Origin of the sequence: Pseudarthrobacter sp. 902506025 (assembly GCF_040702325.1) — a bacterium.
Lineage (GTDB): Bacteria > Actinomycetota > Actinomycetes > Actinomycetales > Micrococcaceae > Arthrobacter.
Window position 1 is genome coordinate 259,436 of sequence record NZ_JBFBKW010000004.1, and the last position, 14,172, is coordinate 273,607.

Consider the following 14,172-nt stretch of genomic DNA (forward strand, 5'->3'; position numbering starts at 1 on the left):
TGTCAGGGCCGCCGAAGAAAGTCGCCGATGCTCTTGTTGAGTCCGGTCTCACACTCTAGGATTGAGACCGGACTCACATCGATGGATAGAAATGTAGCGGAAGTCACAGGGGGCGTCAACAGCCTCTTCGAAAGGTGAAGATGAGCGCTGAAGGAGCACGGCGGCGGGACGTCACCGTTGCAGACGTCGCAAAGGCAGCCCAGGTCTCCAAGGCCCAGGCAGCCCGCGCGTTGGGCAATTACGGCGCCGTCAGCGACGACGTCCGCGAGCGCGTCCAGGCCGCGGCGGAGGCCCTTTCCTACCGGCCCAATGAGCTTGCGCGCAGCATGAACACGGGCAAATCGCACACCATCGGCGTGGTGGTGGGTGACATCGAGAACCCCCACTTCGGACTGGCGACCCGGGGCATCACGGACACGGCAAAGAAGGCCGGCTACAACGTCATCCTGGTCAATACGGACGAGGACCGCGAGGCGGAAGTGGACGCAGTGCGGGTGCTGCTGGACAAGCGCGTGGACGGGCTGATCGTCGCTCCTGCGTCCTCGGTGGACACCGGACACCTCCAGGAGGTGCACCGGTCAGGCCGGCCCATGGTCTTCATCGACCGCACTGCCGGGGACATGCCGGTTGAGACCATGGCCGTGGACATGGCACGGATTTCGCGCGAGGCTACGCGGTACCTGCTGGATGCGGGCCACCGCCGGATCGCCTTCATTTCCACGTTGAGGACTAATGCCCCGTACACCCCCGGAATGACGCTGGAGTCCTCACAGATTGCCGACCGTATCGAAGGCATGCGGGAGGCCTTCCTGGAATACGGGCTGGCTTTTCCGGAGGACTTGGTCCGGTTGAACGCGGGCGATGAAGACTCCATCCGCAGCATTACCCGGGAAGTGCTCAGGGGTCCGGACCGGGCCACGGCCGCGGTGGCGTCCGACGGCCTCATCGCCCTCAGCGTGGTGGAAGCGATCCAGGAACTGGGCCTGTCCATTCCAGCGGATGTTTCATTCCTGATGTACGACGACTTTGCGTGGACCAGGCTGACAACCCCGCCCCTCACGGTCATCGCCCAGCCCGTCTACAACATGGGAGTGGCGGCAGCGAAGGCGTTGATCCGGCAAATGGAGGGGCTCCCGCCTGCCGCTCCCGCACAATTCACGGCAACCCTGGTGCGGCGCGGGTCAGTGGGGCCGTGCCCGGCCACCACCGGGAAACCTGGCCGCGAACAGCTGGCGGGAAAGCCCGCCTGACGCCCCGGGCCTACTGGGCGGCGTCGAATCCCGCCAGCAGGCGCCGGGTAGCCGTCTCCATGTGGGAGCTCATGGTTGCCGTCACGGCACCGGCATCCCGGGCGGCCAGCGCTTCGTAGATTTTGGTGTGCTCCTTCAGCGCGGCAGCAGCATGCCCTTCGTCCGTGAGGGCCCGGTCCACCCAGATCCGCAGCAACGAGCGGATGCTTTGCAGGAGTTCCTGGAGCACCTGGTTCCCGGAAGCCGCGGCGATTTCGCGGTGGAACGAGGCGTCGGCCTCAACGAAGGCCGTAAGGTCGTCAAGCGTGCGTTCCATCGTGTCCAGGTTTGAGCGCATCCGCTCCAGCGCCTCGTCGGTGATGCGCCCTGCGGCCAGTTGGGCGGCCTGCACCTCGAGTCCGCTGCGCAGTTCCACGAGTTCGCGCGTGCGTGGGGCGCCCAGCATCATGCCCCAGCTCAGGGTGCGGGGCAGAAGCTCCGAGACGCCGTCCCGAAGATAAGTGCCGGATCCCGGCCGGACCACCACGATGCCAAGGATTTCCAGCGCAGCGAGGGCCTCCCGCACCGCTGACCGGCCAACGCCAAGGGAGGCGGCCAGCGTGCGCTCGGCAGGGAGCCTGGTTCCCGGGGCAATATCACCGCTGGTGAAAAAGGCCAGCAGGCGCTCGGCCACTTCCGACACCACTGAACCCTGCCCCAGAGAGCCCAGGGCGGCACTGATCTTGGCCGTCGCGGCGGCGGATTCTACGGACACCACCCAAGCGTAACAACTGGTTGACCACGCCGGACGGCCCCAGAGGACCACCTACGGGATTGTCATCGGACGGGAACCAGTCAACCGGTTGACCAATTCTTGTTTCAGTCCTATGGTGGAACTCACAGCTTCAGCCGCCGCGGAACCCCAAGCCCGCGTGCACATGAGACAGCCCCACGCCTCCAGTGACGGATGCGGCCGGGACACCAACATCTAGGAGTCAACGTGGACACCACACAATCGGTGGTCGAAAAATCCGCAATCAGGAAAGTGGCGATCAGGCTTGTCCCGTTCGTCGCGCTGATGTTCTTCATCAACTATCTCGACCGCACCGCCATCTCTTTCGCCGGCCCCAACGGCATGAACAAGGACCTGGCCCTGAACGCCGCCCAGTTCGGCTTCGCCTCCGGCGTCTTCTTCATCGGCTACATCCTGCTGGAGGTCCCCTCCAACCTGGCGCTCCACAAGTTCGGAGCCCGCCGCTGGCTGGCCCGCATCATGGTCAGCTGGGGCATCGTCTCCCTGCTGTTCACCTGGGTGGCCAACGTTGAGCAGCTCTACATCCTGCGCTTCATCCTGGGCGTGGCCGAAGCCGGATTCTTCCCCGGCGCCATCCTCTTCCTGAGCCTCTGGGTTCCCGCCAGGCACCGCAGCAAGATCCTGGCCCTGTTCTACCTGGCCCAGCCGCTGACCACAGTCATCGGCGCCCCGCTGGCCGGCGTCCTCATCCAGCAGCACGGCCTCTTCGGGCTCGAAGGCTGGCGCGTGATGTTCCTCGGCGTTGCCATCCCCGCCATCCCCATCGGCATCGTTTCCTGGTTCTACCTGGCCGACTCCCCCGCCAAGGCCAAGTGGCTCAGCGCCGAGGAAAAGACCTGGCTGACCGGCGCGCTGGAGAAGGAAAAGAACGAAACCGCCGCGGGCAACAAGCACGTCAGCGTACGCACCGTCTTCGGCAACGGCCGCGTCTGGATGCTCTCCCTGATCTACTTCGGCTTCATCTACGGCCTTTACGCCCTCGGCTTCTTCCTGCCGACCATCATCTCCGGCTTCGAAGGCGTCTACGGCACCAAGTTCGACGTCTTCCAAAAGGGCCTGATCACCGCCATCCCGTACCTGCCGGCAGCCATCGCCCTGTACTTCTGGTCCAAGGACGCCACCAAGCGCGGCGTCAAGACCTGGCACATCGCAGTACCGGCCCTGGTGGGTGGACTGAGCATCCCGCTGGCACTCTTTGCGGGAAGCCCGGCAGCCACCATCGCCGTCATCACCATCACGGCCATGGCCATTTTCGCCGCGCTGCCCAACTTCTGGACGGTCCCCACGCAGTTCCTGACCGGTGCGGCAGCGGCAGCCGGCATCGCCCTGATCAACACCGTGGGCAACCTGGCAGGCTTCAGCGCCGGCTACATCACCGGCTGGCTCAAGGACTGGACAGGCGACTACACCGTGCCGATGTTCGTGGTGGGCGGCTTCATGCTCCTGTCCGCCGTCCTGATGGTGGCGTTGAGCCGTTCCGGCCGCGTCACGGAGGGCATCCGGTCCGAGGCCCTGGATCCGGCCGGCGCCGGCCAGCACGCCGAGCCCTGAGCGGCAACGCACCGTAAAACCCGGGGGCGCCTTCCTTGCCCGAAGGCGCCCCCACACCAACCACTGCCCACAGACCCTTCCCCAGCTAGGCCCAGGAGCTTTTCCCATGACCCGCCTGTTCAACGAACCGTCAGCCTTCGCTGACGAAATGATCGAAGGCTTCGTCGCCTCACACGGACGCTGGGTGAGGCGTGTTTCCGGAGGCGTTGTCCGCAACACCAAGAGCACCCCGGACACGGTGGCACTGGTTATTGGCGGCGGCTCCGGCCACTACCCGGCCTTCGCCGGACTCGTGGGCCAGGGCCTGGCTCACGGCGCCGCCATGGGCAACCTTTTCGCATCGCCGTCGGCCCAGCAGGTTTACAACGTGGCCAGGGCCGCCCACAACGGCACCGGCGTGCTGCTTGGTTACGGAAACTACGCCGGTGACGTCCTCCACTTCACCCAGGCCAAGGAAAAGCTCCGCAGGGAAGGCATCGACTGCCGCAGCATCGCCGTCACGGACGACGTTTCCTCTGCCCCGATCGAAGAGCACACCAAGCGCCGCGGCATCGCCGGAGACCTCACCGTCTTCAAGGTAGCGGCCGCTGCCGCGGAGGCCGGCTACGGCATGGATGCGGTGATGGAGATCGCCGAACGCGCCAACCACCGCACCCGCTCCTTCGGCGTCGCCTTCACCGGCTGCACCCTCCCAGGCGCCGAAACACCGCTGTTCTCCGTTCCCGAGGGCCGGATGGCGGTGGGCATGGGCATCCACGGTGAGCCGGGCATTGGAGAAACAGACATTCCGACGGCGGATGAGCTCGCCGAACTGCTCGTTGGCAAGCTCCTCACCGAAGTGCCCGACGGCATTGAGGCCGCCAGCGCCCGCCTAGTCCCCATCCTCAACGGCCTGGGCAGCGTCAAATACGAAGAGCTCTTCGTGGTGTACCGGCGCGTGGCCCAGCTGCTGGCTGAGGCAGGCCTGGAGGCGGTGGACCCGCAGGTGGGCGAGCTGGTCACCAGCTTCGACATGGCCGGCACCTCCCTGACCCTCTTCTGGCTCGACGACGAGTTGGAGGCCCTCTGGAACGCCCCCGCCGACGCCCCGGCTTTCCGCCGCGGCGCCGTCACCGCCGAAGCGCTGGAGGAGACGGCAGGCGAGACGGCCGACGTCGAACTTTCGGTCCCGGAGGCAACCGCTGAATCCCAGGCCGGTGCGTGCCGTGTCCTCGCGGCGCTTGGCGCCGCCAAGGATGTGGTGGACGCCAACGCCGCCGAACTGGGCCGGATCGATGCGATCGCCGGAGACGGCGACCACGGCATCGGCATGGAGCGCGGCGTCCGCGCGGCCGTGCAAGCCGCGGCAGACGCCGTCGGCCGCGGTGCCGGCGCTGCCACCACCCTGTACTTCGCCGCCGATGCCTGGGCCGACAAGGCCGGCGGCACATCCGGCGCCTTGTGGGGCATGGCCCTGCGTGCGGTAGGCGATGCCGTGGGTGACAGCAAAGCGCCCGACGCCGGTGCTGTCGCCGCCGGCGTGGCAGGCGCCGCCGCCGCGATCATGGACTTTGGCAAGGCCAAGGTGGGCGACAAGACCTTGGTGGACGTGCTGGTTCCGTTCCGGGATGCCCTGACCGCCGGCGTGGAGGGCGGAAAGTCCCTGGCCGATGCCTGGGACGTTGCAGCCACCACTGCCCAGCAGGCTGCCGAGGACACCGCCAACCTGCTGCCCCTGATGGGCCGGGCCCGGCCCCACGCCGAGAAGAGCCTGGGCACCCCTGACGCCGGCGCCGTGTCCATGGCCCTGATCGTCCGTGCCATCCACAACACCCTCAGCCAGAACACCACCATCAAGGAGAACGCATGAGCGCCAAACTGCGCCTGGTCATTGGAGCCGACGACGCCGGTTTCGACTACAAGGAAGCCCTGAAGGCCGACCTGGAAGCCTCCGAACTGGTCGAATCCGTGACCGACGTCGGGGTGGACGCCAGTAGCCACACCCCCTACCCGTCAGTTGCCATCGCCGCCGCCGAACTCATCGCCGCGGGCAAGGCCGACCGGGCCCTGCTGGTCTGCGGCACCGGGCTGGGTGTCGCGATCGCCGCGAACAAGGTCCCCGGCGTCCGTGCCGTCACAGCGCACGACAGCTTCTCGGTTGAACGCGCCATCCTGAGCAACAACGCCCAGGTCCTCACCTTCGGCCAGCGTGTCGTCGGCCTGGAGCTCGCCCGCCGGCTGGCGAAGGAATGGCTCACCTACACGTTCGACGAAAGCTCCGCCTCGGCGGAGAAGGTCGCCCTGATTAAGGACTACGAGGGTGTCACTTCCTGCTAAGAACCCCCAAGCCATCATCGGCGTCAGCCTGAAGATGTACTTCGGCTACGCCCGCTCGGTGGACTACTGCCGCGACGTCGCATCCATCGCCTTCGCCCATCCGGCAGTGCAAAGCGGCGACATCGAGCTCTTCGTCCTGCCCGTCCTGCCGGCACTGCCGGAGGCCGCAAGGATCCTGGGCCCCGCCGGTGCCGCCGCCGGCGCCCAGGACATCTTCTGGGAAGACGAAGGCGCCTACACCGGCGAGGTGGGCGGCAGGACCATCGCCGAACTCGGCGGCCGGTACGCCGAGGTGGGCCATGCGGAACGCCGCCGGATCTTCGGCGAGGACGACCGGACCATCGGGCTGAAGACCGCAGCCGCCTACCGCAACGGGCTGACCCCCGTCCTGTGCGTCGGTGAACTGCAGCAGGGGTCCGTGGAGGAGGCCGTCGCCCAGTGCACGGCGGAGATCGACGCCGCACTGAACCGCGCGTCGTCCCTGGCGCCCGCCGGCCGGACCATCGTCGCCTACGAGCCTCAATGGGCCATCGGCGCCCCGGAACCGGCCACACCGGAGTACATCAGCGCCGTCACCACCGGACTGGACGCGCACCTGCGCAGCCTCCCGGGCCAGGACACCAGCCGCGTGATCTACGGCGGCAGTGCCGGACCGGGCCTGATCACCCAGCTGGATCCCGCCGTCGCCGGTTTGTTCCTGGGCCGCTTCGCCCACGACCCGAAGGCGCTGAAGACCATCCTGGACGAAACCGCGGCGCGGCTGGAAACAGCGGAGGTGGCGGCATGACCTCACGAATCGGCCTCAGCAGCTACGCCTTCTTCTGGCAGCTCTCGGACCAGGTCTCCACGCCACTGAGCATCCATGACGCCCTGGAACGGACGGCGGAACTGGGCGTTGACCTCTTCCAGGTCTGCGACTACGCACCGCTGGAAGCCATGACCGACGCCCAACTCCAGGCCGTGCGGGATACCGCGGACCGGCTGGGCATCGGCCTTGAGCTGGGCACCAAGGGGATCCGGCCGGAGCACCTTCGGAAGTTCCTGCACATCGCGGAAATCCTAGGATCCCCGCTGCTGCGGACCATGTTCAACACCCCAGGCCACACCCCCACCACGGAGGAAGCGGTGGCCATCTTCAAGGAGGTCCTGCCCGAGTTCGAGGCGGCAGGGGTGAAGATCGCCGTGGAAACCTACGAACAGGTCCCCACCTCCCGGGTCCTGGACGTGATCCACGGCGTGAACAGCCCGCACCTGGGGATCTGCAGCGACCCCGCCAACACCGTCGCGGCGCTGGAGATGCCGCGTGAGGTGATTGACGCCGTCGCACCCCATGTCCTGAACATGCACGTCAAGGACTTTGCCTTCAGCCGCAAGGACGGCTGGGTGGGATTCACCTACTCCGGCGCCCCACTCGGCGAAGGCCTGCTCGACTACGGGTACATGGCCGGGAAGATCCGGCCGCACGAACGAAACATCAACCAAATCGTCGAACACTGGCTGCCCTGGCAGGACACCGAGGCGGAAACCATCCGGCTCGAAAACCAGTGGACCCGGCAAAGCATCGAATACCTAAGGAGCAAGTGAAATGTCAGCAGAAACTTTGACCGTCGCCGTCATCGGAGCCGGGGGCAAGATGGGGCTGCGGGTTTCCCGGAACCTCCAGAAGTCCGGCCACACCGTCTTCTACAGCGAGAACTCCCCCGCCGGCCAGGAGCGCGTCCGCGCCGAGCGCCGCGAGATCACCGCCACGGACGACGCCGTCAAGGGCGCCGACGTGGTGATCCTCGCCGTCCCGGACACCGTCCTGGGCATCGTGTCAGAAGGCGTGGTCCCGCAGATGAAAGCCGGATCCATCCTCCTCACCCTGGACCCCGCCGCCGCCTACGCCGGCCTGCTGGCCAAGCGCGACGACGTCGTGCAGGCGGTAGCGCACCCGTGCCACCCGTCCGTGTTCCTGGAGCGCACCACCAAGGAAGAATGGGCCGACACCTTCGGCGGCCAGGGCGCCCCGCAGAACGTGGTGGCCGCCATCGACGAAGACGCCCCGGAGGCCACCAAGGCAGCTGCGGAGGCGACCATCCGCACCATCTACGCCCCCGTCATCGACGTCCACTGGGTCACCGTCAAGCAGCTCGCCATCCTCGAACCCACCCTCGTGGAAACGGTGGCCTGCATGATCGGCACCCTGCTCAACGAGGCACTGCACGAGACCGTCCACACCGCCGGCGTCCCCGAGGAAGCCGCCAAGGCCATGCTGTTCGGCCACGTCCAGATCGCGCTGACCAACGCCCTGCGCGGGTCCAACCCGTTCTCCGAGGCCTGCGAAATCGCCATCCAGTACGGCAAGGACACCATCATCAAGGACGACTGGAAGAAGATCTTCGACGACTCCGAACTCGACGGCGTCATTGCCAAGATGCTGAAGCTGGAAGCGGTCAAGCGCTAGGCTTCACACCCCAGCGGCGGCTGCCACCCGGTCCTCTTCGGACGGGGTGGCAGCCGCCGCTTTGTGTTCCACGCGTTGCCCCGCCCCGCACTCAGGCCGCGGGAGGGGCGGTGGACTCGCGGACAATCACGTGGGTGGCCAGCTCCACCCGGCGGGAATCGAGGACTTCACCGCGCGCCTGGCGCAGCAGCGACCTCAGGGCAGCCCGTCCCATCTCCTCAAGGGGCTGCGCCACCGACGTGAGCGCCGGCACGGATTCCTCGCCCTGGATGGTGCCATCGAAACCGACGAGGCTGATGTCCCCGGGAACCTTCAAGCCGCAATGCGCCGCCTCGCTGAGCACGCCCAAGGCGATGCTGTCGCTTCCGGCAAAGATGGCCGTGGGGCGCTTCTCGAGGCCAAGCAGCGCCTTCATCCCGGACACCCCGCTGTCCCGGCGGAACCTGCCGCCCGAAATGATGTACTGCGGATCCACGGAGAGGCCATAGGCTGCAAGGGCGGCCATGTAGCCGTGGAGCCGCGCCTGGTTGCACTCGGCCCGCTCAATACCGCCGATGTAGGCAATGCGCCGGTGGCCCAGTTCCAGCAGGTGTTCGGTGGCGGCCTTGCCGCCCGCCCAGTTGGTGGCCCCTACGCTGACCACGTCCGCGGGTGGCGGGTTGAGCGGATCGATCACCACCACCGGGATCCGGCGCCGCCGGAAAGCGTGCATCTGCGCCTCGCTGAATGCCGAGGTCACCACGATCATTCCCGCCCTGCCTTCGTCGACCATCCGCTGCGCGCGGCGCTCCGCGGTCTGCACCGTCGGAGTCGACGGTGCGGTGACGCTCACCAGGACCTCGACATCCTCGGAAGCGGCGAACTGCAGAATCCCGTCCAGGACCTCGGTGGTGTAGGCGGAGGTCAGGACGTCCACCACCACCTCGATCACCGTGCTGGTCCTCGTCACGGAACGGCGCTGCACGGGTGATTGATACCCCGCCTGCTCCAAGGCGGCCAGGATGCGGGCCCGGGTCTCCGGCGCAACATCTTCGCGGCCGTTGACCACCTTGGACACTGTGGGGGTGGAAACCCCCGCCTGCAAGGCAACAGCTGCCAGGGTTGTCTTTGCCGGCCGTGCAGTCTTCGCCACTGACTCATCCACTCTTTCGAAACATTTCGTTTACGGCCATCTTGCCTGCGTTTCCTCAGGGCGTCAACTGATTACCGGTAAGGACAGGTCGAGCCCATCACGGTTCAACTCTTGACTGTGACCCGGCTCACGGCTAGATTGGCACCACCGCTCGTAATGTTTCGAAAACTTTCGAAAGCCGCGCGGTACGACCACTGACCGAATTGACGCGGGCCATCCGCCTCGGAGCCGAGGCAAACGCCTGCTTCACACGTTACCGGGACCCAGCGTTGAGCCCGGAGGATGAACGGAAGCGAAATGAAGATTCGAGAGTTGCGCTCGGCAGCGTTGGCAATTTCCGCAGCAGGACTGGCAGTCAGCCTCGCTGCCTGCGGTTCGTCAGGTCCTGCCGGCTCAAACGTCAGCAGCGATTCGGCCACCATGTGGGGACTCACCGGCGGCAACCAGCCGGTGCTCCAGAAGTCGGTGGATGACTGGAACCAGGCCAACCCGGACAAGTCCATCAAGCTGGATTTCTTCGCCAACGACGCCTACAAGACCAAAGTCCGCACCGCCGTCGGCGCCGGCGAAGGCCCCACCTTCATCTATGGCTGGGGCGGCGGAGTCCTGAAGTCGTACGTCGACGCCAGCCAGGTTGACGACCTGTCCACCTTCATCAAGGACAACCCGCAGGTCAAGGACCGTTACCTTCCCTCAGTGCTGAAGAACGGTGAAGTAAACGGCAAGACCTACGCACTGCCGAACAACAACGTCCAGCCGGTTGTCCTCTACTTCAACAAGGACGTCTTCGACAAGGTGGGAGCCCAGCCGCCGAAGACCTGGGATGAGCTGATGGCCCTGGTGCCGAAGTTCAAGGCAGCCGGTGTTGCCCCGTTCTCGCTGGGCGGCCAGTCCAAGTGGCCGGACCTGATGTGGCTTGAGTACCTGGTGGAGCGCATTGGCGGCCCCGAAGTCTTCGCCAACATCGCAGCCAACAAGCCCGGAGCCTGGTCCGACCCCGCCGTCAAAGAGGCGCTGACCAAGATCCAGGACCTGGCCGACGCCGGCGGGTTCATCAACGGCTTCTCATCCGTTGCGGCGGACAGCAACGCAGACCAGGCCCTGATGTACACCGGCAAGGCCGCCATGATCCTGCAGGGCGGCTGGATCTACCAGGGCATGAAGAAGGACGCCGCCGACTTCGTCAAGAGTGGAAAGCTGGGATACAGCACCTTCCCCACCGTTTCGGGCGGCAAGGGTGACCCGACGAACGTCGTGGGCAACCCCTCCAACTTCTGGTCCATCTCCGCCAAGGCGACCGATGCCCAGAAGAAGGCCGCCCTGGACTATGTCAAGGACGGCATGTTCACCGATGCCAACACAGATGCCTTGATTAGCTCCGGCGCCGTCCCGGTAGTCAAGGGAATCGAAGACAAACTCGCCGCCTCACCCGACAAGGACTTCCTGACCTTCGTCTACGGCCTGGCCAAGAACGCCCCCAGCTTCACCCTCTCCTGGGACCAGGCCCTCAGCCCCGCGCAGGGTGACGCCATGCTGTCCAACCTGGACCAGATCTTCCTCAAGAAGATCAGCCCTGACCAGTTCATCAGCACCATGAACGCCACGATCGGAAAGTAAGGTTCCATGACGGCTCTTGGTTCCGCCAACCGGGGGGTCCGCGACGCGGGCCCCTCGGGATGGCTCGCAGTCCCGGCCCTGGTCTTCTTCCTGGCGTTCGCTGTCGTCCCGCTGATCGGCGTCGTCCTCCTCAGCTTCACCAGCTGGAACGGTTTGGGCGAGATCAAGCTGGACGGCCTGTCCAGCTGGACCACGGTCCTCACGGATCCGGTCACCGGCAACGCCCTGGTGGTCACCGGGAAGATCATGTTCTTCTCATTCATCGTCCAGGCGCCCATCAGCCTGCTGCTTGGCGTGTTCACGGCCGGCGGCCAGAAGTACCGCGCCGCCCTCGCCGTGCTCTATTTCCTGCCGTTGCTGCTTTCGTCCGCCGCCGTTGCCATCGCCTTCAAGGCCCTGCTCGATCCCAACTTCGGCCTGGGCCCCGGATTCAACCTGCCCATCCTTGCCCAGGACTGGCTTGGCAACTCGGATTTGGTCCTGTTCGTGGTGGTCTTCGTGATTGCGTGGCAGTTCGTTCCCTTCCACACGCTGATTTACCAGGGCGGCGTCCGCCAGATCCCCACGTCGCTGTACGAGGCCGCCGAAATCGACGGCGCGGGACGCTTCCGCCAGTTCTGGAACATCACCCTGCCCCAGCTCAAGTACACGATCATCACGTCCTCCACCCTGATGGTGGTGGGCAGCCTCGCCTACTTCGACCTCATCTTCGTGCTCACCGGGGGCGGCCCCGGCTACAGCACGCGGCTGCTACCGCTGCACATGTACCTGACGGGTTTCAAGGCCAACGACATGGGCGCCGCGAGCGCCCTGGGAGTCATTCTCGTCGTCATCGGACTGGGCCTGGCGCTCATCCTCCAGCGGTTGGGCGGCAAAAACCGCAACGCAAGCCAATTGGAAGGTGCCTGATGGCCTCCACAACACAACTTCCCGTCCCACCGGCCCCGGCGGGCAGCATCACCGCAGCACCGGTTACCCGCACCAAGGGACCCGGGCGGCTGCGGCCAAACCTCCTTGGCGGGCTGGGCGGCTGGCTTTGGCTGGCCATCATCATCGTCCCCATCTATTACGTGGTGATCACCAGCTTCAAGAACCAGGCTGGTTTCTTCACCTCCAACCCCATGCTCCCGGCAACGGAACCCACCCTGGACAACTACAAGCTGGTCCTGGAGAACAACTTCGTCAGGTACTTCACCAACAGCCTGATCGTCACCCTGGGCACGGTCCTGCCTGCCCTGCTGGTGTCCTTCATGGCCGCGTATGCGATCGTCCGCGGCAAGGGCCGGTTCCTGAGCCTGACGAACAACCTGTTCCTCCTTGGCCTGGCCATCCCCCTGCACGCCACCATCATCCCCATCTACTGGATGATCACCCGGGCGCACATGTATGACACCTTGCTGGCCCTGATCCTTCCGTCCGTGGCATTTGCCATCCCGGTCAGCGTCCTCATCCTGTCCAACTTCATGCGCGATGTCCCCAATGAGCTTTTCGAATCGATGCGCCTGGACGGCTGTTCCGACTGGGCCATGATGTGGCGCCTCGCTCTCCCCATGACCAAGCCGGCGGTCATCACCGTCGGCATCTACAACGCCCTGCATGTCTGGAACGGTTTCCTCTTCCCGCTGATCCTGACGCAGAGCCCGGCAACCAGGGTCCTGCCGCTGTCCCTGTGGACCTTCCAGGGTGAGTTCAGCGTGAACATCCCCGCCATTCTCGCCTCCGTCGTCCTGGCGACCCTTCCCCTGCTGGTGGTATACGTCGTCGCCCGCCGTCAACTGTTGAGCGGCCTCACCGCCGGCTTCAGCAAGTAAGAAAGGACATCTCCATGACCACCGCACAACCCCTGCGGGTCGGCATGGTGGGCTACGCCTTCATGGGTGCAGCCCACTCCCACGCCTGGCGGACCGCACCCCGGTTTTTCGACCTGCCCCTGCAGCCCCGGCTGACCGCGGTCGCGGGCAGGAATGCCGAGGGAGTCCGTTCCGCGGCAGACAAGCTCGGCTGGGAATCGGTTGAAACGGACTGGCGCCGCCTGATCGAGCGCGACGACATCGACCTCATCGATATCTGCACGCCCGGCAACACCCACGCCGAAATTGCCATCGCCGCCCTTGAAGCCGGAAAGCACGTGCTGTGCGAGAAGCCGCTGGCCAACTCCGTCGAGGAAGCCGAACGGATGACGCTCGCCGCGGAGACCGCGGCGAAGAACGGCGTCTTCTCCATGTGCGGCTTCAGCTACCGCCGCACTCCGGCGCTGGCGCTGGCCAAGCGGTTCGTGGAACAGGGCAGGCTGGGCGGCATCCGCCATGTCAGGGCCCAATACCTGCAGGACTGGCTCAGCGATGCCAACGCCCCCATGACCTGGCGGCTGGACAAGAGCAAGTCCGGATCCGGCTCCTTGGGTGACATCGGAGCACACAGCATCGACGCCGCGCAGTGGGTTACGGGCCTGAACATCAGCGGGGTCTCGGCCCTGCTGGAGACCTTTGTGCAGGAACGCCCGCTGGCCGGCGACCTGGTGGGACTCGGCGGGCACGGCGACCTCAGCAGCGATGCTCCGCGGGGAAAAGTCACGGTTGATGACGCGGCAATCTTCAGCGCAAAGTTCGACGGCGGCACGGCTTCGGGTGCGATCGGCGTCTTTGAAGCCACGCGTTACGCCCTGGGCAGGAAGAACGCCATGCGGCTGGAGGTCAACGGCACCAAGGGTTCCGTTGCCTTCGACTTCGAGGACATGAACGTCCTGTCCTTCTACGACGCCGCCGAATCCCCCGACGCCGGGTTCCGGAAGATCTTCGTCACCGAGCCCGAGCACCCCTACGTCGGAAACTGGTGGCCCACCGGCCACGGCCTGGGGTACGAACACGGCTTCACCCACCAGGTGGTGGACCTCGTCACGGCCATCGGCGAAGCCCGCCAACCGGAACCGTCCTTCGCCGACGCCCTGCAGGTGCAGCGGGTCCTGGCCGCTGTGGAGTCCAGTGCCGCAAATTCCAGCCAGTGGCAAAAAGTCTGAGCAGCGGTTCGGCACGGCAACGACCAGCTTCAAGCGATCCAAGGAATAGAC

Annotated in this window: 13 protein-coding genes; 11 read left to right on the forward strand and 2 right to left on the reverse strand. The window is 65.7% G+C overall.

Annotated elements, in window-relative coordinates:
* Positions 1–140 precede the first annotated feature (140 nt).
* Positions 141–1,250: a LacI family DNA-binding transcriptional regulator gene (locus AB0280_RS11085; RefSeq protein WP_224024043.1), complete on the forward strand. Its 1,110-nt coding sequence runs from the start codon at positions 141–143 to the stop codon at positions 1,248–1,250.
* 10 nt (positions 1,251–1,260) lie between these two features.
* On the opposite strand, the gene AB0280_RS11090 is transcribed toward AB0280_RS11085, so the two are convergent.
* The gene (locus AB0280_RS11090; protein ID WP_224024041.1) at positions 1,261–2,004 is read right to left on the reverse strand and encodes a FadR/GntR family transcriptional regulator; all 744 of its coding nucleotides are present in this window, start codon (positions 2,002–2,004) and stop codon (positions 1,261–1,263) included.
* 225 nt (positions 2,005–2,229) lie between these two features.
* On the opposite strand from AB0280_RS11090, the gene AB0280_RS11095 reads away from it, so the two are divergent.
* From AB0280_RS11095 to AB0280_RS11120, 6 genes are all read left to right on the forward strand, one after another.
* A complete protein-coding gene (locus tag AB0280_RS11095; protein ID WP_366367260.1) occupies positions 2,230–3,594 on the forward strand; it encodes an MFS transporter in 1,365 nt (454 codons plus the stop codon).
* A 106-nt stretch (positions 3,595–3,700) separates the two neighbouring features.
* Positions 3,701–5,443 carry a dihydroxyacetone kinase family protein gene (locus tag AB0280_RS11100; RefSeq protein ID WP_224024037.1) on the forward strand — a complete coding sequence of 581 codons (1,743 nt, stop codon included), beginning with the start codon at positions 3,701–3,703 and terminating at the stop codon, positions 5,441–5,443.
* On the forward strand, positions 5,440–5,910 hold the full coding sequence (locus AB0280_RS11105) for a ribose-5-phosphate isomerase (RefSeq protein ID WP_224024035.1): 471 nt from the start codon (positions 5,440–5,442) through the stop codon (positions 5,908–5,910). Before AB0280_RS11100 ends, AB0280_RS11105 begins: the two co-directional genes overlap by 4 nt.
* Positions 5,894–6,697, forward strand: a complete 804-nt coding sequence (locus AB0280_RS11110) for a triose-phosphate isomerase family protein (protein WP_224024033.1) — start codon at positions 5,894–5,896, stop codon at positions 6,695–6,697. Before AB0280_RS11105 ends, AB0280_RS11110 begins: the two co-directional genes overlap by 17 nt.
* Positions 6,694–7,494: a sugar phosphate isomerase/epimerase family protein gene (locus AB0280_RS11115; protein WP_224024031.1), complete on the forward strand. Its 801-nt coding sequence runs from the start codon at positions 6,694–6,696 to the stop codon at positions 7,492–7,494. Before AB0280_RS11110 ends, AB0280_RS11115 begins: the two co-directional genes overlap by 4 nt.
* Before the next feature lies 1 nt (position 7,495).
* The gene (locus AB0280_RS11120) at positions 7,496–8,356 is read left to right on the forward strand and encodes a phosphogluconate dehydrogenase C-terminal domain-containing protein (RefSeq protein WP_224024029.1); all 861 of its coding nucleotides are present in this window, start codon (positions 7,496–7,498) and stop codon (positions 8,354–8,356) included.
* A 91-nt stretch (positions 8,357–8,447) separates the two neighbouring features.
* Here the strand turns inward: AB0280_RS11120 and AB0280_RS11125 are convergent, their stop codons facing one another.
* Entirely contained in the window at positions 8,448–9,488 is a 1,041-nt protein-coding gene (locus AB0280_RS11125; protein ID WP_307491110.1) for a LacI family DNA-binding transcriptional regulator, read from the reverse strand.
* Positions 9,489–9,785: 297 nt separating this feature from the next.
* On the opposite strand from AB0280_RS11125, the gene AB0280_RS11130 reads away from it, so the two are divergent.
* From AB0280_RS11130 to AB0280_RS11145, 4 genes are read left to right on the forward strand one after another with little or no spacing between them, the layout of a single operon-like run.
* Complete coding sequence (locus AB0280_RS11130) at positions 9,786–11,105, forward strand: extracellular solute-binding protein (protein WP_307491108.1); 1,320 nt, start codon at positions 9,786–9,788, stop codon at positions 11,103–11,105.
* Between the two features lie 6 nt (positions 11,106–11,111).
* The gene (locus AB0280_RS11135) at positions 11,112–12,014 is read left to right on the forward strand and encodes a carbohydrate ABC transporter permease (protein WP_307491106.1); all 903 of its coding nucleotides are present in this window, start codon (positions 11,112–11,114) and stop codon (positions 12,012–12,014) included.
* Positions 12,014–12,916, forward strand: a complete 903-nt coding sequence (locus AB0280_RS11140) for a carbohydrate ABC transporter permease (protein WP_275181355.1) — start codon at positions 12,014–12,016, stop codon at positions 12,914–12,916. Before AB0280_RS11135 ends, AB0280_RS11140 begins: the two co-directional genes overlap by 1 nt.
* A gap of 14 nt (positions 12,917–12,930) precedes the next feature.
* Positions 12,931–14,121 carry a Gfo/Idh/MocA family protein gene (locus tag AB0280_RS11145; protein ID WP_275181354.1) on the forward strand — a complete coding sequence of 397 codons (1,191 nt, stop codon included), beginning with the start codon at positions 12,931–12,933 and terminating at the stop codon, positions 14,119–14,121.
* Positions 14,122–14,172 lie beyond the last annotated feature (51 nt).